Genomic DNA, 22944 nt, shown 5'->3' on the forward strand with positions numbered 1-22944 from the left:
GCTTTCCGCTCCGAAGCGCGCTTGCTGGCCCCCTTCCGTTCCCTTTTTCGTCCATGGTCCAATTTTCCCCTTGCGCCGGAATGGTCGAAAGACTACGGAAATCCTGCTCGCAAGAGCTTGTCGGAATGTAGCGCAGCCCGGTAGCGCACTTGACTGGGGGTCAAGGGGTCGTCGGTTCAAATCCGGCCATTCCGAGGTATCAAACCCTGCCATTGTTGGGGTTTCCGCTTTCTTCCCCTGTAGCGCTTAATGCCTACAGGGGAACGAAAGGGAGCCAAAGGCTCCTTAGGGGGTTCCAAAGCCCACGACTTTCCCCACGACTTCGATTGTCGAGCGCTCCGTTCTCTTCACCCTATGACTGTTTCGATACTTCTTGAGGTGCTGCGATTAGGCCCTCAGCCCTGATGTGGCTGAGGGTTTAACTCGCTGCCGTGGTCGTGGGACCGCGACATGCGACATTGCAATTGATTGCGCGGAAGCAACCATGAAAATTATTGATCAAACGCCTCTGGGCATCAAGCCGATTAAAGTTAGTGACGCCACCAACAATTCTGTTCACGCCATAATAGCCTCAGCGCCAAAGAAGCCAGCAAAGACCATCAAAGAGTTCCATGTTAGACCAGGATCGCTGGCTGTATGTGAAAGGATTATTGGAGACCCGGTTGCCGCCCGTCTTTGCCACGCCTTTCTAGAGCTCCGCGTTGATACTACCAAGCTCATTAATCGGAAGAGGGACGGGAAAGTTCATGGTTGGCTTTTTCTCTCATCGGAGGAACTAGTCACCCTCTCAGGACTATCACGGAAGCAAATCTACGACCGGGCCATTCCTACACTCAAGAAGACTTCATATTTTATCATCTACACGGGGCGAGTGCGCACCAATGACACCAACAAGTACCAGATCGCGTTCGACCATAATGCGTTCTGGTTTGAGGTAGCAGCAATTCTAGACCCGACTGTCAAAATCAAACACAAGGAGGGAGATAAGGTGTTTGTAGAGGACGTCGTGGATCGGAAGCAATTGCCATACATCTTCAAGCGGCTTTTTGATCTTGCAGCGAATGAACCGAAGTTCCCGAATTAAGGAGCCTCTCTATGTGCGCAAGAACTTCCTCAAATCAGGGAGCCTTCGAGAGCCTCCGTTATCGAGGAAGCTTCCCCGAGAAGTTCTTTGTACCGGGCAGTTCTCTGAAGAATGGTTCATAAGCAAATGTCCCATAAACATCTGATTGGGAATATTGATATTAACATATCAATGCGCGCTTTCGGCGATGCCTCAATTGCGCAACGGTGGAAACACCTTCGGCGAAGTATCCTCGCTTCGCTCAGATGTGCTCTCTCTCCGAGATCGCACGACCCATCCCCCATAGCCCCCTTCCCATGCTGCGCGCTGGTGATGGGGCGGCGCATGGTACGTGTCGGCGTCTGTCTGCGGCTAGGTACTCGGGAGGATAAAGGACAGTTATTTCGACAATGGGAAGTGAGGCTCGATTGCTGCCCCAAAGGACTTCTGGCTGTTGCTGACCGATGGGTAAAAGCATCTCTTCTAAAATACGCATGGTGTGCGGATCGGCGCCTGTGACATTCACGTGGGTCGCCTGACCCCAAACGACTTTCACGAGACAGGGAGGTCCCCGAGAAGTTTCCGCGAAGAACTCCGGAGCAGGTCGGCGACCCTGCTCTTCGAATGCGCAGCGCTGCTGGTCCAGCAAAGATCGTTTGCATAGCTAGCCTCCCAAGCAGCGGCTGCTTTAGGTGATGGTCAGCGTCACGTTCGAGGCTTTGCGAGATGAGTATCAATTACCAGGGCTTTCAAGCGGTCCGTCAACTGGTCGTCAGTGGCGATATCTAGAGTACGAACCTCCAGGAAGTGGTTTCCTCCGCGCACTCGGAACGTGGAATGCACTCCGTCAGGCGGGGAAAGACCCCAATGATGAGGGTATAGGAGCGTCAACCGGGGGCACTTGTAGAGCTGCCCATATGCCATCATTTGGTAAACATCGCCTTGGGATACGCCCTGCTTAGGATCGTCAGCAGCGTTCACGATCCTCTTCCACTTCGTGTCTATAATCTGCACTACATGATCGCCACGCTGGATCAGGATATCGGGCCGGGTGCGGAAGAGCCGTTTGTTATCTTCATCCTCTAGGCAGTGGAGCTGCCCCCCTTGCGAAACCACTCGAAGGTCCGTGTCCCGCAATGCCTGCTTAAGCTTGCGAGCGACGTACTGCTCGAAAAGGGAATTCATTTCGAACAGCAGTGAGTATCCGCCTCCCGTGCCTTGGGAGGTCGTCTGGAAACGCTGACCCAGAAGCATCTTTGCCAGTCTTAAGAGTTCGGCCCAGCGATTATTTGTCCGGTCCAGAACGATCTCGTCCCAGCGCAGGGCGGAGATTGGTACGCCTTTAACTTCCAAGTAGAGAAACCCAAGCTCTCGGAGACGTTGCTGATTTGCCACCGTACGTGCAACACCAGCCAAGCTTTGAACTGCAGCTTTCATTATCTGGTTGAGAGCAATATCCCTTGTGAGCGCGTCGAAGCGGCACGCAAGCAAAGAAGGATTAGCTGCGAGAGTGGTGAATTGTCGTGCTAGGTCCAACCTTCCGCGCACTGAAGGCAAATCCTCCTCGCACTCCACGTAGCGTCGAGGCATTCCTTGTCTGAGCACGTCCGTTAGTTTCTGGGTGAAGACGCCGATTAATATTTCAAGAAGCGAATTTCGCTGCCAATCGAGTTGGGTTAGAGCACCGACTTCAAGCTTCAGGTCGAGCACAGCCGCAAGCATGTGAACGAGCCTTTTTCGTACAGTTCCGACTGGTTCCGTCTCGTTGCCTTTATCGTGATCTATCTTCGGCAGTATCTCCAGAGCGCAGTCGCTTGCGGCGATTATCCCGACGACGCCTTGGGCGCGTAGTGCTCGCCTACCATGTTCAAGAACTCGGATGCCGCTACGCCCAGCGAGCAAAGAGGATTTGGCGACGGCAGCAAGCTTATCCGCCGCATAGGAGGGGATTTCGTTATCGGCATCGCCGTATGAAATAGAGCCCCATTCGTGGATCGTTCTCCGGATCATGCCGCCATGAAGTCCTGGTACGAGAACTCGTCTCGTACGCTCCATCGGTAGCGGTGAGGAAGGTCCTCATCATTGGCGGAAACGCCCTTTGGAACCTTCAGTCGCTGCCTGTCCAAAAAATTACCCTGGCGATCTCCTTCGCGATTGTCGGCGTCGCCAAGGACGATAGCGACCTTCTGCAAGTCGCCGTAGAAATATTCGGACAGAAGCGGAATGATTTTGTGGCGCATGACCTCGTCTAGTTGAGACTTCGACCTGCAGTTTATGAAATAAGCATGGCCAATTTGATGTTCCCGGTCGAAAAGATACTCTATCCGTTCGTTCAGCGTGGTGAGCAGCGCTGAGAGATTAATTCCCTCCACGTTGGCGAGCTTCGAAGGGTCCGGCATGAGCTCACGGAAACGGAAGCGTCTTCTTAACGCGGTGTCGAGCAGCGCAATTGATCTATCTGCAGTGTTCATTGTTCCCAACACGTGGAGGTTTGCTGGAACTCCGAATGGCTCTTTAGAGTAAGGCAGCCTAACTTTTAGTTCGTTCAGTTGGCCGAGGCGCTTGTCGGGCTCTAGCAGAGTGATCAGTTCCCCAAACACCTTTGAGATGTTTGCTCGGTTTATCTCGTCGATTATCAGCACGAAGGGTTCTGGCGCGCCGCGGCCCGCGTCCTGTTGGCTAGCAGCATATCGTTCGAGGGCAGCGATGTTGAGTTCAGATTGGGTGAGGAGATAAATGCATTTTTGCGTAAAGGCGCGTGTATAAAGTTCCGTAACTGGCACACCCGCCCGATCTACCCACAGCCATTTAACTGCACGACGGTGCCCGTAGTCCCCGCCTTCCCGGGGAGCGAACTGGTAGTCACCGGTCACTTCGCCGATAGCTCGGAAAAGGCTGTTCCCCTTAGAGACAATTATCATGTCACCTTTCTTCATATTGTTGCGGAAGATGAAGGGAAACTGGACCCGACCGCTGAAGGCCGTAGGCTTATCAGTAGAGGTCACGCCGGAGACCCTAACTGCTTCAATAATTTTTTCGCGGCTTGAAAAGCGCTCATCCGACCAATCGATATCTTCATAGCCTAAGAGTGTGTAGCCCCCCGCAATAGCCTCTTCGAATAGATGGGCGTCCACGGGATCGTCAGCAGCCCCAATGGACATCTTGAAAATCTGCCGTCCAGCGAGCGAATAGGTAACGTCGCCGGGGCCGGTGCTTGTTTCGGCTCGCCTTGCGATCCGCCGAAAGACACCTGGTTCTGCTTTTAATTCGAAACCCACGGATGCATCCTCAGCCCCTTTAGAAGGGCGGAGCCCCTCAACAAAATCTTCGTAGGACAGTGACTGATGAAACGTGACAAATTCGATCCGTCCCGCATGGAGTAGCTGATGGTAGGTTGTCATCAATTCCTGTCGATCAGATGAAACGTGTTCGCCACAAAGCCGCACGGCCTCGACCGCCGTTTCGAACGTCTTGCCAGTTCCAGGGGGACCGTAAAGGATGAGGTTTGTTGGCTCGCTGGCTAGCAGCGGTGCTGCTCCGTCGAACCCAAACCGAAAGACGGTGGCTGGACTGACTGGAGCACCAATGCGTTCCGGAGGCGAGACGTCAGCGAACTCTTGAAAATTTGGGCCTGCCAAGACCTGACAGATATTCGGCCATCCGTCGTTTAATCCGAGCGCCGAGTTCACATCACGAACCAGTACATCCACGCTCTGGGCGTTTTGTTCTCTAGCGGGTTCGATATAGCGCTCTAGTACATACTGCCTGATCCGATCCGCGTCGCGAGGAGCTCGAACTTCGCCGCTTAAAAACCGCCCGTACTGCCCCAGCCAGGAGCGCCAGCTTGACAACCGACCAAGAGGGTTCTCGGACTGCGGCATCAAGATGCGGAAGTCGCCGCGGGAAATCGCCTCATCGCTGCGCATTTCTTTGAGACGCTGGCGCAACTGGGCGAATTGATCGTCTTGATACGCGCTCTCCAGGTCGTTGTGAGGCGACCCTAGTGCCTTCAAATTCTTCTCGATTGTCCTAACAGCGAATGCGCGAGTATTCCCTGCATTGACCGCGTCTGCGCCACCGTCCTGCAGCCATTGCTTAAATTCATCTTCGCGCATCCGACACTCCCACTCGTCCAATTACCGGAGAAAGTTCTGGTAGTACCATTGAAGCTCTAAATTTTCTCTCGCCCCGGCTGCCGGCCCGCAGCCACAGCTGCTAGCGGATAATCGAGCTGAATAAGATGGAAACTCTTGCTCTGAGGTGAGGGCACTCTATCGTTCGTTGTGGGTCGCCTGAACCTGGATGACCTCCTGAAATCAAGGAGGTCCACATGACACTACCAAACGTAACGCTCCATGGAGGAGGTCCAAAGGTTCTCGATCAGGGGGACCCTCAGGGTCTGATGGAACTGCTAGCGGCTGCTGGTTCGCACGCTGCCTTATGCGATGCGACGTTAGTTGCAGCCAAACTAACCCGGGAACCCATTGTTTTGATGGTCCCGTTGCTCTCTGCGGTTCTATACGAGCGACGCAAGCTACTTGAACTGGTAAAGGAGACCCCTCCAGAGCCAAAGTTCCCCCGCGGCGTCCCTACATACACCTTCGACAAGCACACTCGCGTCGGAAAGGCGGCCATTCGAGAGCTTCTTCGGGTAAATTGGGACGTCAGGCAACGTCTCGCAGAATATGTGCCGGAGTTTCGAGCGCATGATGTGGCCGCGATGGCCAGCTTCTACGTCGATGCAGTGCCTTTGCTTCTTCGAGCCGCATGGAGCCAATCCGACCAGTTGTACGCGCTCGGTCTGCAAACAGATATGGGGAAGGTTGGCACCCCTGATGAAGGCATCATGCCAATCCTGTCAACGATACGTGAACATCGACACCATCTCGATGAAATCCGGTGCCGCCTTTATGATCGGGGAGGTCAGCCACAAAGGCAAGCCGAGCTTCCTCTTTTTAGGGAGAGCCGCCGATGAGCAGCTTTACCTCCGATAACTCTTATTATCAGGATCAAAATTTTCCTTCAAAAGCGAGCGCTCCTTATTTGCAATCAATTGCACAAGGCAGTGCTTTGGTTGGATCGCTACCGGATCATGTGAGGGAGTACCTGGAGCAAAGCATTGGGGCCAACAGCCGTCGGGCCTACGCCAGTGACCTGAAGCGGTTCAGGAAGTGGGGTGGCAAACTCCCTTCTGATGCTACTGTATTAGCTACTTATTTTGCTGATCATGCAGAAACGCACTCAATCTCTACCCTACGACGTTGGGCCGCATCACTGTCACGAGCGCATACAGCCCTGGGATTTGTCGACCCAACAAAGCAAGAGCCGGCCAGATCAACATTGCGAGGGATTAGCAGGCATCGAGGAGCGGCTAAAAGATGCGCGGAGCCGCTGCTTCGGGATGATCTGTTCTTGGCACTGGACAGGTTGGGAAGCTCTGTTCGCGATGTCAGGGATCGCGCTTTGCTATTGGTGGGCTTTGCCGCAGGCTTCAGAAGAAGTGAGCTTGCAGCGCTCGACTTTAACGACGTGGCATTCGTGCGACATGGGGTCATTATCACATTGCGGCGCTCGAAGACTGATCAGGACGGGTTCGGACGCGACATCGCAATCCCCTTCGGCAAGACGCGACATTGTCCGGTCGCCGCGCTCGAAGCTTGGCTAAGCTGCGCGTCCATACTTGCAGGACCGATCTTCCGGTCAGTTAGCAAAGGCGGCATTCCACAAGCCCGGTGTCTTTCGGCGGAGGCTGTCTCGAACATAGTCAAACAGCGAGTGGCGATGATTGGTCTTGACCCCTCAAAGTTCTCTGGTCACAGCCTTCGGGCTGGCTTCGCGACGACCGCCGCACAGGCGGGTGTGCCTAGCTGGAAAATCCGGCAACAGACAGGTCACGCCAGCGACGCCATGCTGTCTCGGTACATCCGCAGCGGTGAGCTGTTTATTGAGAATGCGGCGGCCGCCATCCTGTAGACGTTCGCTGCCTGATGAAGGCATCAGGTTTCTGTTGATTACCGTGCTGCGGCCGTTGCGAGTGAGCGCTCTCGTTCTACAGTTGGAGAAATGGGAGAGAAAACGTGGCGAAGCTTTCTACCGCAGCAGTAACAAGTCGTCTTCGGGTGTTAGTCGACGATCTAGTGCTCACTTCAGAAGTGCTGACGTTGTTGCTGCCCGATGGTAAGCCGCATGACGCTGAGAACCAGCTGTGGGACTACAAAGAAAACCTGCCGGCGCTTCCGACAGACGGTGGAGATAATCCGCGCAAAGTGTTCGACGCCCAGTTGGGCGACATCGTCAAAGATGCTGTCGCATTCCACAATGCCTATGGCGGCTATATTGTCTTTGGCGTTACCGACAAGGGAAAGGCACGGGTAAAAGGCGTCGAAGGCGACTTCGACTGCACTGACTTTAATCGGAGGCTCAACGCATATGTGGGTGATAATCCCATAGAATGCGATTTTCAGAAATTTCAGATCGAAACAGCAGGTCAGACCATCCAAATCGGTGTCCTCATGATCCCACGGCGCGCACCTGGGAAATTGCCGGTCCGCTTCATCAAAGATGGCCCCATCAAACCCAATGGGAATAAGTGCTTCAACAGGGAAACCTATGTACGCATTCGGGATGAGTGTCGCCCCGCTGCTAATGTGAGCTCAGACTGGGCGTTCCTTCATTCGGACCGCGCACCGCCGGAACGCGAGGGAAAAAGGCGCGAAAAACTACCGTCAACACTTCCCGCTCGCGATCCTGACCTTATCGAATTTCTGGGTCGCGCCGAGCCCTTATCCGAGTTACGCGAGTGGATTGGTGATCCGCGTAGTCCCATCCGCCTCATATCGGGGATCGGAGGATTAGGTAAAACTACTCTTGCCTATCGCTTTGCTGAAGAGGTTAGCGATCTGGGAGCAGGGGCAGTAGAGCAAGTGATTTGGTTGGCGGCCAAAGTTCGAACGTTCTCTGCCCTTAGAGGCGAAATGGTTGCCGTTGGGAGGGTCGATTTTGACGATCTCGCGAGCCTCCACAAAGCGATACTTGCGGCGATGTCGTACAGGGTTGACGCCGATGAAGACGACCTAGCGCCTGAGGATTTTGAAGAAAGCATCATTGAAGCTCTCTGCATCGTGCCCGCTTTGATCATTATAGATGATATCGACAGTCTTCAGCCGGAAGAACAGCGGCGGGTGGTGAACTCGATGAATACTATTGCTCTGCGGACAGTGGGACGGGAGCTTCCGAGCAGCAAGATTTTGATGACATCACGCATTGATCAAGGTCTTCCCCAGACCGGGGTCCTTAAGTTGGAGGGTCTGGAGCGCGAGGCCTTCGGTGACTTCATCAAGAACGTCGCTCACGCGTTTGGCATCCCACCTATCTACGGCGATGTTATCGATGATTTGTTTAGAAGCTCATCAGGTTCTCCTCTATTTGCAGCGTCAATACTTCGCCTAGTCAAGCTGGGTGAGAATATCGTTCATGCCCTTGAGACATGGAAGGGGCAAGACGGCGAAGATGTTCGCGCATTCGCGTTCGAACGAGAAATCCGGAGATTAAGTACCGCTGAGGCCCGTCTTCTTCTGGCTGTGATCCTGCTGGGGGAAACCAGCGTACAGGATTTGGCTGCGGTTCTTGATCTGACGACCAAGGTAGTTCGTGAGCGTATAGGTCATCTACAGAGCTACCATCTGCTTGCCACGACGGTTAGGGGTAGCAGCGACACAATAATATTCGTGCCGAGTGATCTTGTCGCAGTGAGGGAAATACTCGTTCGACATCTCGGGAGCCAAGCTCTGAGTGTGGAGGAGGCATGTGCGCGCGCAGAAGAAAGGAGCCGTAGCAACACGAAATCCATTGGTTTGGCAATCAGGACAATTATTGCACTATGGAAGGGAGGACGTACGGGCGAAGCCGTCATCTCCGCCAGAAGACTGCAATCACAGCATCCGACGAATGGCGACGTAGCGTGCATCTACGGCGCGTCGCTCTTGAAGGCTCAGCCGCCGCAACCGAAGGAGGCTGATATAGCCTTTCACAATGCGCGTCGGTACAACTGCTCACGCCCCGAACTCCCTTCTTACATAATACAAACCAAAAAGGAGTTGGAGGATTGGCAGGGGCTGTACATCCTGACCAAATCTCTGTCCTCTAATGAAGCTCATCGCGATATCTGGCTCGATGGTTTTATCAATGCATGCAGCGGGCTCATTGGAACCGCTAAGGTTCGAGGTGACTGGAGACGCGTCGCGGAGTTGTCCTTAGAAGTGGTCGAGAGAATTTCGTTCAAACTGCATCGCCAGGTGGTTACCTCGGGTTATTTCCAAACGCTGATAGGAAGGCGATTTGATTTCGCACGAGAGCTTGTTGATGCGACGGCACGCGAAGCCGTAGCGCCAGCTGGACAGCTAGCCGTGTTCGAAGCTGTTATCCGCCTAGCGGAGCATGATGTGCTTCTAACCGACCTCATAAGGCGGGGCGTTCATGCATTGGAAACGTGGTGGGGCGCTGTCGAAGACCGGCCGGTGGTAGACGAAGCCGCACGAGGTTTATTGTCAAAGCAATTGCGGCGACTGGGCAGTCTAGAAAAGCAGGTTTCCAAGCTAGGCAAGCCGCAACCTGAAATACTGACTTTAGTAAGTGGCGCAAACCATGATTTGGCCTTTCGAGGTGCCAAGTATGGCAGGGCTGCTTGAGGGATACCCGCGCGCATGTCGAGCTGCTGTGCCTGACGCCTCAAAATGATCTAGAAAAATCATAGCATGGTTCGAGAGGGGCGACTTGTTTCTACGAATGACCCCACTTTCCTGGAGTTTGCCAAAGATGTAACTTTTGCAAGCCCAAGCGCTGCTGCGGCGGTGAGAACCGCAAGACAACCGGTCGGACGTCATAGAAGCTGACCATCAACGGTCAGACGCTTAAAGATTGGCAGGATGCAGCTGTCAGCTGTCAACGACGACTTCGGATGATCCCTCTGCAACGTTCGCTGACGATCAGCTAGCTCGTATGAGCGACAAGGAAGCCTGGCGCTCAACGGCAGCTCGTTGGGCCGCTGTGAACTGCAGATCGTCCAGCAACGCGTCCAGCAAAAAGTGCGGCTCCGGTAGCGGATTGAAAGCTCGTTTGCTACCCCACGCGAACATTCCGTCAGGGGCTATGGCCTGTACAGCTGTTTCGAGCTGAGATAGGTTGTGCCAAAGCGACGAGGGAACTTGGACATAGGTGGCACGACAATACCGTCTGACGAAGGCGGTTCGAAGATGCTTTGCCAGTTGTGCATCCGAACTGTTGTCACGCTTCTCTCGCCACATTCGACCCGTATTGTATGCGTGCGAAAACTTGTGGCTTCGTCCTTCAGACCCGCTCACATGTCGGCTGTAAATCCGGCCGTAGAACCCGTACTTGTCACCTTTGGTGATCCCGATATAGCGGATATTCCCCTCATGATCATGAAGGGAATAGATGCCGTGATCACGTGGAAGTGCATCAAGGCACGAGGGCTCCTGGCTGATCAGTTGCTTTAGAACCTCGCTCGCCTTCACTGGTTAGCATCCTCTAGTCGGTCAAAAGTACAGTGTGTTGCTGGAGCCTTTGGACGAATGTTGCTAAGGCTGTGAAGTGGTAGAAAGCGGTGCCGCGGCGTGTACCAAAACGGGCGTGCAGCATGCTAGATCGCGATCTTCTGCCTCATCTGCTCGCGGATATCTTTTCCGTCCACCCGCTTCTCGGCCATGAGGAATAGCCCCTTGCCGCCGCTGGTCTTCTCCCAGAGCGCTCCGATGGAGCGTTTCTCGTCGGTGTCGGCGGCATCGGTCAAATGCGCGCCCTTGTATTCCACCACCAGAATTCGGCCATCGGTTAGTTCGGCCACGAAATCGGGATAGAACTTGCCGGAGGCCGTGGGGAGCCAGAACGCGCAGGGGTGACGAGGCACGTTCCGCACCCAGTGCTTTACCTCGGCTAGACTGTCGAGCATCTTAGCGCAGGCCAGTTCCTCGCCATCGTCGGCACCATCGAAGGCAGCAATCCGGTCCCATCCAGTAAAGTGTTTCGAGAACCGATAGGAGCCGCGATAGGTGCGGGCACCTGCGAACATGTCGTCAGCGAACACGAAGCCGTTGGCGAAGGAGATTTCGGGTTTGGCCTCCGGGGCGAACAGCGAACGTTGATAGATGCTCTCGCGCTCCTTGGTTCGGATGTCGGCGATACGTTCCTTGACCTTGCGAGCGAGTGGATACTTGCACTGCATCAGTGCCGACAACGGGATGTTGCGCGGGCCGGTAAGGTAGTTCGCTAGGTCGGTCAGCCAGCGAACGAGTTCACCCTGTCCGATAAATTTGTCCCGCACTTGCCGGTCAAGAAACAGCACGAGCGTCTGTTCGCTCCACCCTTCGACAGGGATGTCTAGCAGGAGTTGGGCGCTCTGGTCAGCGTGCTTCACGAACAGCCGCTGCTGATCGATATCAATCTCGAATGTGTCCGCCGTTGCCTGTATGGAGAAGTCTTTGGCCTCCAGCTTCGGCGAGTGGTCGGCGAGGGACCAGTCGTGATACTCCATAAGGATGTCGGTATCAGCAAGTTCAAGCTCGTCCTGCACCCAAGTCATCAGAGCCGGGACGGTGAAGGTCTCGCCCCGCTCGGCAGGCGAGGCATGGTGCAGATGCTCGGCCTCGTAGCTGGCGACCTGATCGGAGAAATTGCTGACTTCCGCGTCAGGTAGTGCGGCAACCAGCTTCTCCTTCTCGGCGGGGCTGAGGAAGCCCGTGATCTTAACCACGGCTTTTCCGTCGTCCCCGGTTGTCACCCTAACCTTGCTCGGCGCGACAGCTTCCAGTTCCTTGACGGCAGCAGGGTTGGCATCGAGAGACACCGTGACGCTCGGCTGCCACCGGCGGGCATGGCCGAACAACCCATTGTTCAGATCAAGCTGCTCGGGCAGGATGTTGTCTTCGGCCTCGCCTTCTTCGAAGCCCATGGCAACAAGCCGGTCTCTCAGGGCATAGGCAGCTTCCGAGAAGGATTTCGAAGTTAGGGCGGCATAGGCGCGGTTGAGCGACGGGATCGTGCGCCTCTTGGCGTAGGGCATGCGCAGCACGCGCCCGAGTAGCTGTTCGGCATCGGTGGCGCTGTGGATGTTTGCAACCGAACAGAACACATAGGCGAAGGAGCAGTCCCAGCCCTCTTTTAACGCTTCGACCGTGATGATGAAGTCTATCTCGCAGGCGGGATCGAACAGGTCGATGCCATCAAGGTCACGCTGATCGCCAGTGGCAACCGCGATGCGATTGGGATCAATACCCTCAACGTCGATCAGGTGCTGCCTGAGCACTGCGACGGTTACTTCCTCGTCCTTGTTCTGGGCCTGAAACAGGACGATGGGGCGGATGTAGTCACGCTCCCGACGGGCATCCTCGGCAAGCTCGGCACGTTTGGAAATCGCCCCGGTCACGGCAGACTGCCAGGTCTGATGCTCGGAGAGCATGACCGGCAGCTTGATCATTTGCTCGTCTTTCAGTTCCTGAGCCGAGACCGAGTGCAAGATGTTGGAGTTTGTTCGCGGCGTCGCGGTGAACTCGATGACCGCCGTCGGGTTCACGCGGGTCTGCATATCCCGCGACAGCCCGGTGACGGCCTTATGCGCCTCGTCGACGATCATCAGCGGGCGATGAAGGTGCATCAGGTTGGCAAATGAAAACTTGATTGTGCCAGCACCCTTGCCGTCCTCAATTACCTCCAGTCCTGGCATTCTGTCGGGTACGCTGGTGAAATGGGGCTCAAGCATTTCGTGGTGGGAATAGACCTTCCGACCTTCGGTGTCCTTGACGCGTAGTGTCTGGATCGTAGCGACGACGACGCAGCAGTTTGAACGCAGGTCATGCGGCAGGAGTTGGGTGAAATCGCCAATGTCGAAGACGCGGACGCGACCAGCAAAAGCATCGTCTAGCGCGGCACGATAAGGGTGACGCGGGTTCTTGAGCGCGTCCACAGTCTGTTTGCGGATTGTCGTCGTTGGCACCAGCCATAGTACCAACGGGAAATCGTGCTCGATCCACGTCTCCTTGGCAATGTTGACGGCGTGAGCGGCAAGCACGGTTTTGCCGCCCCCGGTGGGCAGCCGCAGGCAGACATAAGGCGTCTGGCTCAGACCGTTCAGAGCCTTGTATGAGCCGGCGAAGCCTTTCAGCCGCTTTGCCATTTCGGGTTCCGCGACGATGGTCTCATAGGCCGAGCTCGGGCCTTCCACGCGAGCTTTGGTGAGGAATTCGCGCAGAGTTTCGAGCGTCTGGGTCTGATAGGCCTTGAGTTCCATCACGCACGAGCCTTCACGTCATACGGGGTTTGCTTAAAAGCGATCTGCTCGCGTACCAGCGAGCCGTCCGACAAGGCCGAGCGTTCGCCATAGACGGCAATGGGACCGGAGAAGTCGGCAGGGAGAGCGGCGCGGATTACGTCGACCGTCTTCCGGGTCAGCACGTTGCCGCCGTTGGTCGACTTATCGCCGAGAATGCCGTTGTAGAGTAGAGCATAGGCGCGGCCATCGTGAACGCCGAGCACCGGCGACAGCGTGGTGGGCCTCGACCATGGCGACCGGACTTCCGAGAACCACACATGCGCGGCGAGCACCGGGAACTCGATGTCAGGGCGTATCTGCCCGGTCTCGTCGAACACCGACGCGCCGAGCCGGTAGTAACGGAAACCGCCACCACCCTCCCAATCTATCGTCTCGGAGATGCCGCCCTGTTCGCCGTCTACGACCTTGCGCAGGCGAAGCTGACAATGGGTCTGGGCATGATCGCCCATTTCGATGCCGATATAGCGACGCCCCATCTTCTCAGCCACGGCTGCCGTCGTCCCCGAGCCGAGGAAGCTGTCGAGGACAATGTCGCCCGGATTGGTAGCTATGTCGAAAATCCTCTGGATCAGCTCCTCAGGTTTGATGGTTTCGAACTGCTCGATACCGGGAAAGAGTGTGGTAGCATGAGCCTTTGCCTGTCGGCTTGTCTTCACATCGAGGAGGATGGTCTGGTGGGGACGGGTCGGTAGGTCTGGTGCAAATTCTCTGGCGTATGGTACCCAAACCACTTCGCCATTCTTGCTCCTCTGCTTCCAGATGAGCCGGCCCTCCCGGCGTAGCTGCCGGACACCCTTGCAACTAAACGCCCACCGCGCCTCGCGCCCGTCATCATGAATGGGGAATACCTTCGTCATGTCGGGCGCACGAAGGCGGAAATACATCGAAGGCCGATCTCTCCTGAGCGAGTTTTTTCCATTCTTCTTGAGAAGTCGGTCCCGATGTAGGCGAGGCTCCTCCACCGTCTGTTTATAGGATTTTAGAATACTCTCATCGAGTTTCTTCCGGAACTTCGTCCGCTTCTGATCAGCCGCATAACACAACACAAACTCATGATCGGGCGTGATCGGGGGCTTGTTGTCGTTTGGACTATCGACCTTCTGCCAGATGAACGTCGTTACGAAATTTGACCGCCCGAAAACCTCGTCCAGCACCACCTTGAGGTAGTGCCCCTCGCGGTCATCAATGCTGACCCAGATCGAGCCATCCTCGGAAAGAAGTTCTCGTAGCAGTTCGAGGCGCGGCCACATCATGGCCAGCCACTGCGAGTGCTCCAGATTGTCGTCGTAGTGGGCGAAGTTTGCGGACTTAGTGTTGTAGGGCGGGTCAATGTAGATGCACTTCACTTGACCCGCATAGAACGGCAGCAGCGCCTTCAAGGCATCGAGATTATCGCCTTGAATGAGCATGTTGCCGGTGTCGCGGTCGCCATGACCAAGTTCGGGGACTTCCTCCAGAAGACGATAGGGCACGTCCGCGGCAGCCTTAACGTCATCATCCCTTGTCAACCATCGCAGTGTCGGCATCTATTCCAGTCATCCTTGTATCTGGAAACGATCCCTACCTGATTTCTGATCTTGGTCCAACAGTATGAACGGGTAGAAAGCCCTCACGAAGTCCGCTATCGGCGGCGAGGCCTTAGCGCCACATCGAGTAGAGCCTTTACCCAATGCAAGTCATCCTCTGAAAGAGTTGCTAACTCTCGCACAATCTCATGGAGGCTCTTGCTAAACCTCTGGTCTTGGGGATTGACCCCGAAAAGGGCAGACGGTTCGATACTCATGGCCTTAGCCAGAAGTTCGATTGTGGCGAAGCTTGCGCCGCTTGAGCCACCTTCAATTTTAGCGACCATATCCAGGGAGAGCCCTGCCCGTTCGGCTAGAGCTTCTTGAGTGAGGTTGAGGCGTCGCCTGTGCGCTTTAACGCTTTGTCCAAAGATTGTTCGAAGTTCCGCCATGACACCTCCACGGAGAGGTGTAGGCGGCAAAAGGCCACTGTCCCACGGAAGGAGATTACAGGTTTGCAATTAATTGCAATTTGCGTCCTGGCTGCTACGCTATTGAAAATCTTTATCGAGGCCAACAATGTCTACTGATCAGAAGCCAAACCAGCCGTCCATCAAGCCGCCATCATCGGGTCGTTGGACAGACCGCCTGAGAAATGAAGTCTTAGATCGGGCGGAGGATGGCCGTGCGCGTTCAGGTAGGTCGGGTATAAATGGCCGCGACTGGAAGCATGAGCCAATGACGGTGCGGGAAAGTCTGCGCCGGGTAGGCATTGCCAGTATAGGGCTGTTATTCGTCTTAGGCTGTTTTATCTTAGTTCTCGGCCCACCTATCCAAAGTGGTGGTGCATTAGGAACAAAGAATTCATTCGGCGCAAGCCAAGGCAGTAAGCGGGTGGCTGGGGACCAAGCGCGAGGCAAATGCTTAGACTACTATTACGGCGCCCTTCCCGAGCTGCAAAACGCCGTCAGGGACCAGCTCCGCGATCCGGACAGCTACGAACATCTCTCCACCGGTGTCGGAGAGGTTCTGCCGGATGGAACTCAGAAGATCGATATGAAGTACAGAGCCCGCAACGGGTACGGTGGGATGAACGTCGAGCACGTGCGGGGGTGGTTCGACAACGAGAGCTGTAGGCTGCTAAGCTGGAAACAGACCAGCTATCTCCCCTGAGACTTTCCCTGCGAGCTCAGATTTTTGGCGCAAGACCGACCTGGTCTCGTACCTCGTCTATTTCGCCCTGAAGCTTTTTGATTGCTTCTAAAAGCTCCCATTTTTCGGTGCGCAATCGCTTGTCTAGTTCTTCGGAAATCCCGGTAGAGGATACTGATGGGCTGAGTTCTTCTTGCTGCGCTACACTATTCTCCAGCCGGAAAATGATCTCAGCGGTCAATGTGCGCCCATTAAGGGCGGCTTCGCGCTTGAGCACCTCTCGCAACCCAGAGCCTTCGCTGAACCTTAAAAGAAGCTGCGCACCTTCTCGCTTCCGCTTTTCGTTGGCCATGAGTATATCCCATATATCCAAGTGATATTGATATCCTGATATCTATGGGATATATACGCGACTATAGCCTCATCTGAAAGGAGCCCTAACATGGTAGCCCGCAATTATTCGTCTCCCTTACTTCTCAAGCTCCCGCCGGAACTCAAGGCATGGCTGAATGAGTACGCACAGAAGAACTCACGGAACATGACAGGGCAATTGATTGAGATGATCAAAGCCGAACGCCGCCGCCTGCAACACGGACCAGAAGTCCATAACGAAGATCAAGAAAAAGGGTGAGGTGCAATGTCTTCAGAACCCCTCCATACCCCTAAAGAGACAGCCAGCATTCTTGGTATTTCTACGAAGCTACTGCGGGAACATGTGAACCTCGGTCGGATCAGATCGATCCTCATGGGCGCAGGGAAGGTCCGGAAGCACCGCAGGTTCACGGACAAGAACATAGCGTCGTTCATTCAAGCTCAAAAGGTCCGTGAGGTGCCGAGTTGCCAGTCCACAAGCCCAAAGGCCTCCCTTTTTATTACGCCGAATTCCAGCTCCACGGTCATCGCGTTCACAAGTCTACAAAAGCCAAAAGCAAAAAAGAAGCTGAGCTGATTGAACGGCAATGGAAGGCGCAGCTTGAGGAGGATATAAAGCAGGCGAGGGTTACGGGGACCGCTCCTGTTACACTCGACGTCGCAGCCGGTCATTTCTGGAACGACAAGGGCCAGTACCATGTCAACTCAGACAATACCTGGACCGACATCCAGCGGCTGATCAGCTACCTTGGCAAAGATAAGCGCCTTGACCAGCTCGCCGACGCGGACGTGGCGGCACTTGTCACTCGACGCCGGAACGAGACGCGCCACGGCAGGAAGGAGACGAAGGGCGGCAAAACTGTCCCAACCCTCTCCAACGCTACCGTCAACCGATCCTGCACAATCCTCCTCAAGGCTATATTCAACCACTCGGCTATGCGCGGGAACTCCTTCCCGAAGCCCCCGCAGTGGAAGACCCACATGCTGAAAGAGCCGAAGGAACGGGTTCGGGAACTCGACACTCACGAAGCCGTAGCGTTGGATAGCTCCGTTCGGGACGACTATGCCCTTTGGTTTGAATTTGCCCGTCTCACCGGCCTACGGCGGCAGGAAACCCTCATCAAATGGTCAGCGGTGAACATCTTTGCCAAGCGTATCACGGCCATCGGGAAGCAGAGTAGGGAGGTGCATACGCCGATCACCCCAGCTGTGGCAGCGATCTTGAAGAAGTGCGAGGGACACCATCCCGAATACGTCTTCACCTTCGTCTGCAAGCGCCCGCGGGAAGGGCAGGTGAAGGGTGAGCGCTACCCGATCACCCCGGAGGGTGCAAAGACGCAATGGCGACGGCTGCGGAAGCGTTCCGGGGTCGAGAACTTCCGGTTCCATGACATCCGGCACGATGTGGGTACGAAGCTCCTGCGGCAGACGGGGAACCTCAAGATCGTACAGAGGGCGTTGAACCACTCGGACATCAAGACGACGGTGAAATATGCCCACGTCCATGACCATGAGGTGGCGGAAGCTCTAGCCTTGCTCTCAAATCCCACCAAAAAACCCACAACAGATGAGAAGGTGCCCGCTTAGATGATGATACCTAATGCATTTTCGACCGATGCGCACTTAACTGGGGGTCAAGGGGTCGTGGGTTCGAATCCCGCCATTCCGAGATTTAGAGCGGCATCGTTGAATGCCGCGACGGATGAAGGCCAGCTGGTGATCGCCAGCTGGCCTTTCTGTTTTCGGCCGGAGCCTAGCGGTTGCCGCTACTCCCCGACCCCTTGGAACATTTGCCGCCCCCAGCCTTTTTATCCTCAAGACATACGGCGGCCGGGAGTGCCGGTGCCGCCAGAAAAGGGGATTGCAGACGATGGGAATGTCTTACTGGCGGTTCGCCGCGATGATCGCGACATCGACGGTCGTGATGTACGGACTGATGTACCTCAACACCTACGCGCTCGAGCACGTCTTCTGGAGCGAGACGCGAGCCTGGATGGCGCTGGTGATGGGAGCGACGATGGCCGTGATCATGCTCGGCTTCATGCTGGGCATGTACAAGAACAAGATGCTGAACATGGCAATCCTCGGCGGTGCGGTGGCGGTCTTCGCGCTGTCGCTCTGGCTGGTCCGCGGACAGGCCACGGTCGATGATTCCGAATACATGAGCGCCATGATCCCGCATCACTCCATCGCCATCATGACCAGCGAGCGGGCGCAGATTTCCGATCCGCGCGTCCGCAAGCTCGCCGACGAGATCATCGAGGCCCAGGAGCGCGAGATCGCCGAAATGAAGTACCTGATCGAAGACCTGGAGGCGCGCGACTGATGAAAGCTTGTGACCACTCTGTGCGGAAGGGGCTGCCGGCCATCCTTCTGATGGCAGGCCTGCTTGCCGCCTGCGGCAACGAGGCTGCCGACGACGTGACCGATCCCATGAGCGGCGAGGAGACGCCGACCGTGCTTCCGGCGGGTGAAGCCATCGCCGGCGCAAAGGTTGCGACGCTGGATCCGGCGACGATGGTCGACGCGGAGATCCAGACGGTGCTCGGCGGGCCGCCACGGTGCGTCTTTCGCTACACGAGCTTCGGCAAGCCTGTGCTGGCGCTCGGTGGAGGCGCAGACGGCGCTCCGGCCGCCGCAGTCGCCAAGCTCAACGGCCACCTGATTCAGCTGCCGGCCATCGCCTCGGACGCACGCATAGACATGGCCGCCGATCCCGTCCGTCTCACCCTGTCGCCCAGCCTCGAAGCGGGCGAAGAGGAAGCCACCCTCCTCTTCGAGATCGGCCAGGACATGCGGGTCGGCTATCGCGGCTATTCGGACTGCGACTGACGGTCGGCAAAAGGCTTGAGTTTTTCTGAGTTGTGGGAGCTGCATCCGGCAGGACGGAGGATCTTCCTCCGCCCTGCCGGACTTTATCATGCCGATCAGATCAGAATGCGCACAGGGACGGCCTTCGATGCAGGCGTCTTCGACCGCTTTTCGTGCAGCGACAGCGGGATCAGCGGGTTGAGTTCGGGGTAGTAGCCCGCCACGCAGCCGTCGGGGAGGGCGAAGGGCAGGACCTTCAGGCCTCCCACCTTGCGCTCGCGGCCGTCGTCGATGTCGGTCTGCAGGCTGACCATCTGGCCCTCCGTGAGACCGAGCTTTGCCATCTCCTTCGGATTGATCAGCAGGACGTCGCGGGTGCCCTCGATCCCGCGCAGGCGGTCGCTGTAGCCATAGATGGTGGTGTTGAACTGGTCGTTGCTGCGCAGCGTCATCAGCCGGTAGCGACCGTCCCGGTCCTCGAAGCCGGCAGCCGACAGTGCCTCCGGAACGGTGAACTCAGCCTTGCCGCTCTCCGTCTTCCAGATCCGCTCGCGTGCGCTGTTGCCGCGGTAGAAGCCGCCGGCCGTGAACATGCGCTTGTTGAAGTCGTGGAACTTGTCCGGATAGGTCTCCTCGATGAGGTCGCGGACGATGGCGTAATTGCCCTGCCAGTCGTCCCACCGAACCTTGGGGTTGGGCGGGAGCGTCGCCTTGGCGATGCCGGCGACGATGGCGATCTCCGACAGGAGATGCTCGCTCGCCGGCTTGTGCTTGCCGACCGAGCCGTGGATGCAGCTCAGGCTGTCTTCCATGGTCACCGTCTGCGGGCCGCTCGCCTGCATGTCCTCCTCGCTCCGACCGAGGCAGGGGAGGAGATAGGCGACCTCGCCGTTGATAAGGTGGCTGCGGTTGAGCTTGGTGGCGATCTGCACCGTCAGCCGCATCTTCGTCCAGGCTTCCTCCATGGCGCCATGTTCGGGAATGGCGCGCACGAAGTTGCCGCCGAGGCCGACGAAGGCCTTGACGCTGCCCTCCAGCATGCCCTCGCAGGCTTCCACCGTATTCATGCCCGTGTCGCGGGGCGGCTCAAAGCCGAACATGGAGGCGAGCTTGTCGAGCGGCACGAATTCCGGCTTCTCGGAGATGCCGACCGTCCGCTGCCCCTGGACGTTGGAATGGCCACGAACGGGGGAGATTCCTGTGCCATCCCGGCCGATATTGCCCTTCAGGAGCAGCAGGTTGACGAGCATGGCGATGCTGTCGAAGCCGCCGACCTGCTGGGTCAGGCCCATGCCGTAGATGCCGATCACCCGCTCGGCGTCGACGTAGACCTGGCCTGCGGCTTCCAGATCGGCGCGGGTAAGCCCGGACTCGCGCTCGATCTCGTCCCAGCCGGTCGCCCTGACCTTCTGTTCGAAGGCCTCCAGGCCATCGGTGTGCTGGGCGACGAAGTCGCGGTCGATGACGGAGCGGCCGCGCTGCTTGGCCTCGTCATCCCTGGCGAAGATGTGCTTGCACATGCCCATCACGGCCGCGATGTCGCCGCCGGTCTTGACCTGGTGATACTGGCAGGAGATTTGGGTTTCCTTGCCGGTCAGCATTTCGGTCGGGCTCTGCGGATTGATCATCGACTCCAGGCCCTTTTCGCGGACCGGATTGAAGGTGACGATCTTGCAGCCGCGCTTGACCGCCTGCTGCAGCGGATGCAGGAAACGGGGGCTGTTGGAGCCGGTGTTCTGACCGAAGAAGAAGATGGCGTCGCAGGTGGAGAAGTCCTGGAAAACCGAGGTGCCGACGGAGGCGCCGATCACCTTCTTCAGACCCACGGACGTGGTCTCGTGGCACATGTTGGAGCTGTCTGGCAGGTTGTTGTTGCCATAGAGCCGGGCAAAAAGGGCGTAGAGATAGGAGGTCTCGAGGCTGGCACGACCGGAGGCGTAGAAGATGACCGATTTCGGATCGAGCGCCTTCAGTTCACGACCGATGCCGGTGAAGGCCTCTTCCCAGGAGCAGGGGACGTAGCGGTCGCTTGGCCTGTCGTAGCGCATCGGATGCGTCAGTCGGCCTTCATGCTCAAGGTCATGGTCCTTCCAGCCTTGTAGCTCCGTCACGGTATGCTTGGCGAAGAAGTCGAGCGTGGTTCGGCGTGGCGTCAGCTCCCAGAGCGTCGCCTTGGCGCCGTTTTCGCAGAATTCCAGAGGGTTGTGGTCGGCAGGCTTGGTCCAGGCGCAGGAGACGCACATGAAGCCGCCCGGCTTGTTCTGGCGGCGCAGCGTGTCCAGCACGGCCGGCGAATTGCGCTCCTTGGCAAAGATCCGCGCAATCCCCTTGGCCGATCCCCAGCCGCCTGCCGGGCCGTCGTAATGTACGGTCTCATCCTTGGCCATGAAGCCCCCAATCATCCGGATTCGCTGCACCACGGAGGTCGACACCGTGACGTTTCCTGCTGCCGATGGCGCAAGATGATCAAGCAACCCATCAACGCGGGCAAAGTTCCATGGAGGTACCGTCACCAAGGCCGCAAACGAAAGAAGCCCCGCTTTTTGAGCGGGGCCTCCATTTGTGCAGTGTGCTGCTCAGATTTCGGGGCAGCCGCGGACATTGGCGAAGACCATCCGGGTCGGGCCACGGCGGGTCATGCCTTCGACAGTCAGGCTGCGGCGCGTCACGCGGGTGACTTCGGCGCGGCGCAGACCTTCGTCGCGAGCGATGGACAGTGCCTCACGCGGGCTGCATTCGTCACGACGACGATCGCGGCGGTCACGACGGTCGTTATCGCGGATGATCGGACGCACGCCGTCAGGACCGATGCGCAGCTCAAGATCCTGGGCGGACGCGACGGTCGTCGTGGTTCCGACGGCAGTCAGCGCAAGGGTAAGGGTAAGACCGGCCTGGGCCAGGAATTTCAGCATGCTATCCTCCGTCAGGCGACCGCCACGGTCGCGCTAGATTGTGATGCCCGTGAACGCCCGGTTGAAGAAGAGGTTCCTCCCGCCCCCGCCGATTTTCACGAACAACAATCGCGGAGTATCCCGTTGTCCACGCACGTGAAAAAGCCGCCGGAGATGACGGCGGCTTATGCGATTCTCGAAAGCAGTGGGATTAGCGGAAGCGCGGCGCCCGCGAGGCATTCATCAGAAGCTCCTGCTCGGTCGCGAATGAGCCAAGCAGCTTCAGAAGGCGCTGCTCTTCTTCCCTCTGCAGACGGTAACGCTTGGAAAACTCGCTGACGCTCCAGACCTTGCGAAGTCCGGTGTCCTGAAACCGTTCAACGTCGATGCGCTCGCTCATTCCAGATCCCCTCTACGCGATGATGTCCGAAAACGCCGGACGCGCGAAGAAGTTCCAGGGGCAAGGCGAAATTTCGGGACTGCGTCCGAGGGCCTTCTTCAGCCGTCGTTGGCCGAGCTCAGGTTCTGCGGACGGATGCCGTCGTCGGAGCTGCGCGTGCGCAATCTCACGCCCGGTCCGGCGCCGGGATTGTCTTCTCCCGCGGCGAGAAAGACGACCCCCTTCGGCTCAAGCGCCAGGCGCAGACGTTCCGCGACCGCCTGATCGACGGCGGTGGCGCCTTCTGCCTGCTGGATGTCGTGGATGGAGATGCCGGTCATATCGGCAAGTTCTTCGACCGATAGGCCGATCATGGCGCGCCCGGCGCGCAGTTGTGTTCCTGTCAGCATCGAACCAATCTGGCGCAG

At 57.0% G+C, this 22944-nt stretch carries 19 protein-coding genes and 1 tRNA gene; 9 read left to right on the top strand and 11 right to left on the bottom strand.

From position 1 onward, the window contains the following. The first annotated feature begins 121 nt into the window (after window positions 1-121). Together EO99_RS0110220 and EO99_RS0110225 are read left to right on the top strand one after the other, a co-directional pair. Window positions 122-195, top strand: a tRNA-Pro gene (locus EO99_RS0110220). A 289-nt stretch (window positions 196-484) separates the two neighbouring features. Further along, window positions 485-1084 (top strand): hypothetical protein, encoded by a 600-nt coding sequence (locus EO99_RS0110225; protein WP_029618544.1) that lies wholly within the window; start codon window positions 485-487, stop codon window positions 1082-1084. A gap of 684 nt (window positions 1085-1768) precedes the next feature. Here the strand turns inward: EO99_RS0110225 and EO99_RS0110230 are convergent. Continuing rightward, entirely contained in the window at window positions 1769-3073 is a 1305-nt protein-coding gene (locus tag EO99_RS0110230) for an McrC family protein (RefSeq protein ID WP_029618545.1), read from the bottom strand. Then, window positions 3070-5178: an AAA family ATPase gene (locus EO99_RS0110235; protein ID WP_029618546.1), complete on the bottom strand. Its 2109-nt coding sequence runs from the start codon at window positions 5176-5178 to the stop codon at window positions 3070-3072. The genes EO99_RS0110230 and EO99_RS0110235 overlap by 4 nt, the downstream gene beginning before the upstream one ends. Before the next feature lie 215 nt (window positions 5179-5393). On the opposite strand from EO99_RS0110235, the gene EO99_RS0110240 reads away from it, so the two are divergent. From EO99_RS0110240 to EO99_RS0110255, 3 genes are all read left to right on the top strand, one after another. After that, on the top strand, window positions 5394-6038 hold the full coding sequence (locus tag EO99_RS0110240; RefSeq protein ID WP_029618547.1) for a hypothetical protein: 645 nt from the start codon (window positions 5394-5396) through the stop codon (window positions 6036-6038). Further along, window positions 6035-7036, top strand: coding sequence for a site-specific integrase (locus tag EO99_RS0110245; RefSeq protein WP_081852022.1), 1002 nt, complete (start codon window positions 6035-6037; stop codon window positions 7034-7036). The genes EO99_RS0110240 and EO99_RS0110245 overlap by 4 nt, the downstream gene beginning before the upstream one ends. 104 nt (window positions 7037-7140) lie before the next feature. Further along, complete coding sequence (locus EO99_RS0110255; RefSeq protein ID WP_077067060.1) at window positions 7141-9750, top strand: RNA-binding domain-containing protein; 2610 nt, start codon at window positions 7141-7143, stop codon at window positions 9748-9750. 297 nt (window positions 9751-10047) lie between these two features. On the opposite strand, the gene EO99_RS27380 is transcribed toward EO99_RS0110255, so the two are convergent. The 5 genes from EO99_RS27380 to EO99_RS28075 all read right to left on the bottom strand — a co-directional run bounded on the left by EO99_RS27380 (window position 10048) and on the right by EO99_RS28075 (window position 16415). Continuing rightward, window positions 10048-10596, bottom strand: a complete 549-nt coding sequence (locus EO99_RS27380; protein ID WP_156034711.1) for a hypothetical protein — start codon at window positions 10594-10596, stop codon at window positions 10048-10050. Window positions 10597-10721: 125 nt separating this feature from the next. Continuing rightward, complete coding sequence (locus EO99_RS0110265) at window positions 10722-13364, bottom strand: DEAD/DEAH box helicase (protein ID WP_029618551.1); 2643 nt, start codon at window positions 13362-13364, stop codon at window positions 10722-10724. After that, window positions 13364-14932, bottom strand: a complete 1569-nt coding sequence (locus EO99_RS0110270) for a site-specific DNA-methyltransferase (RefSeq protein WP_029618552.1) — start codon at window positions 14930-14932, stop codon at window positions 13364-13366. The genes EO99_RS0110265 and EO99_RS0110270 overlap by 1 nt, the downstream gene beginning before the upstream one ends. Window positions 14933-15027: 95 nt before the next feature. Then, the gene (locus tag EO99_RS28645) at window positions 15028-15363 is read right to left on the bottom strand and encodes a helix-turn-helix domain-containing protein (RefSeq protein WP_029618553.1); all 336 of its coding nucleotides are present in this window, start codon (window positions 15361-15363) and stop codon (window positions 15028-15030) included. 737 nt (window positions 15364-16100) lie between these two features. Beyond that, window positions 16101-16415, bottom strand: a complete 315-nt coding sequence (locus tag EO99_RS28075) for a hypothetical protein (RefSeq protein ID WP_210165076.1) — start codon at window positions 16413-16415, stop codon at window positions 16101-16103. A gap of 90 nt (window positions 16416-16505) precedes the next feature. Here EO99_RS28075 and EO99_RS27390 point away from each other — a divergent pair, with 90 nt between their 5' ends. From EO99_RS27390 to EO99_RS0110300, 4 genes are all read left to right on the top strand, one after another. Next, window positions 16506-16694 carry a hypothetical protein gene (locus EO99_RS27390; protein ID WP_156034713.1) on the top strand — a complete coding sequence of 63 codons (189 nt, stop codon included), beginning with the start codon at window positions 16506-16508 and terminating at the stop codon, window positions 16692-16694. A 206-nt stretch (window positions 16695-16900) separates the two neighbouring features. Continuing rightward, the gene (locus EO99_RS0110290) at window positions 16901-18022 is read left to right on the top strand and encodes a tyrosine-type recombinase/integrase (protein WP_029618556.1); all 1122 of its coding nucleotides are present in this window, start codon (window positions 16901-16903) and stop codon (window positions 18020-18022) included. Window positions 18023-18311: 289 nt separating this feature from the next. Further along, the gene (locus EO99_RS0110295; RefSeq protein ID WP_202807180.1) at window positions 18312-18761 is read left to right on the top strand and encodes a DUF305 domain-containing protein; all 450 of its coding nucleotides are present in this window, start codon (window positions 18312-18314) and stop codon (window positions 18759-18761) included. Further along, window positions 18761-19267: a hypothetical protein gene (locus EO99_RS0110300; protein ID WP_139015097.1), complete on the top strand. Its 507-nt coding sequence runs from the start codon at window positions 18761-18763 to the stop codon at window positions 19265-19267. The genes EO99_RS0110295 and EO99_RS0110300 overlap by 1 nt, the downstream gene beginning before the upstream one ends. A gap of 95 nt (window positions 19268-19362) precedes the next feature. Here the strand turns inward: EO99_RS0110300 and EO99_RS0110305 are convergent, their stop codons facing one another. The 4 genes from EO99_RS0110305 to EO99_RS0110320 form a co-directional block, all read right to left on the bottom strand. Then, window positions 19363-21648, bottom strand: a complete 2286-nt coding sequence (locus EO99_RS0110305; protein ID WP_029618559.1) for an FdhF/YdeP family oxidoreductase — start codon at window positions 21646-21648, stop codon at window positions 19363-19365. Window positions 21649-21822: 174 nt separating this feature from the next. Then, the gene (locus tag EO99_RS0110310; RefSeq protein WP_029618560.1) at window positions 21823-22158 is read right to left on the bottom strand and encodes a hypothetical protein; all 336 of its coding nucleotides are present in this window, start codon (window positions 22156-22158) and stop codon (window positions 21823-21825) included. 190 nt (window positions 22159-22348) lie between these two features. Next, window positions 22349-22537, bottom strand: a complete 189-nt coding sequence (locus EO99_RS0110315) for a hypothetical protein (RefSeq protein ID WP_029618561.1) — start codon at window positions 22535-22537, stop codon at window positions 22349-22351. 98 nt (window positions 22538-22635) lie between these two features. Beyond that, window positions 22636-22926 (bottom strand): helix-turn-helix domain-containing protein, encoded by a 291-nt coding sequence (locus tag EO99_RS0110320; RefSeq protein ID WP_029618562.1) that lies wholly within the window; start codon window positions 22924-22926, stop codon window positions 22636-22638. Between the last annotated feature and the right edge of the window lie 18 nt (window positions 22927-22944).

This window comes from Pseudorhizobium marinum, assembly GCF_000705355.1.
GTDB lineage: Bacteria > Pseudomonadota > Alphaproteobacteria > Rhizobiales > Rhizobiaceae > Neorhizobium > Neorhizobium pelagicum.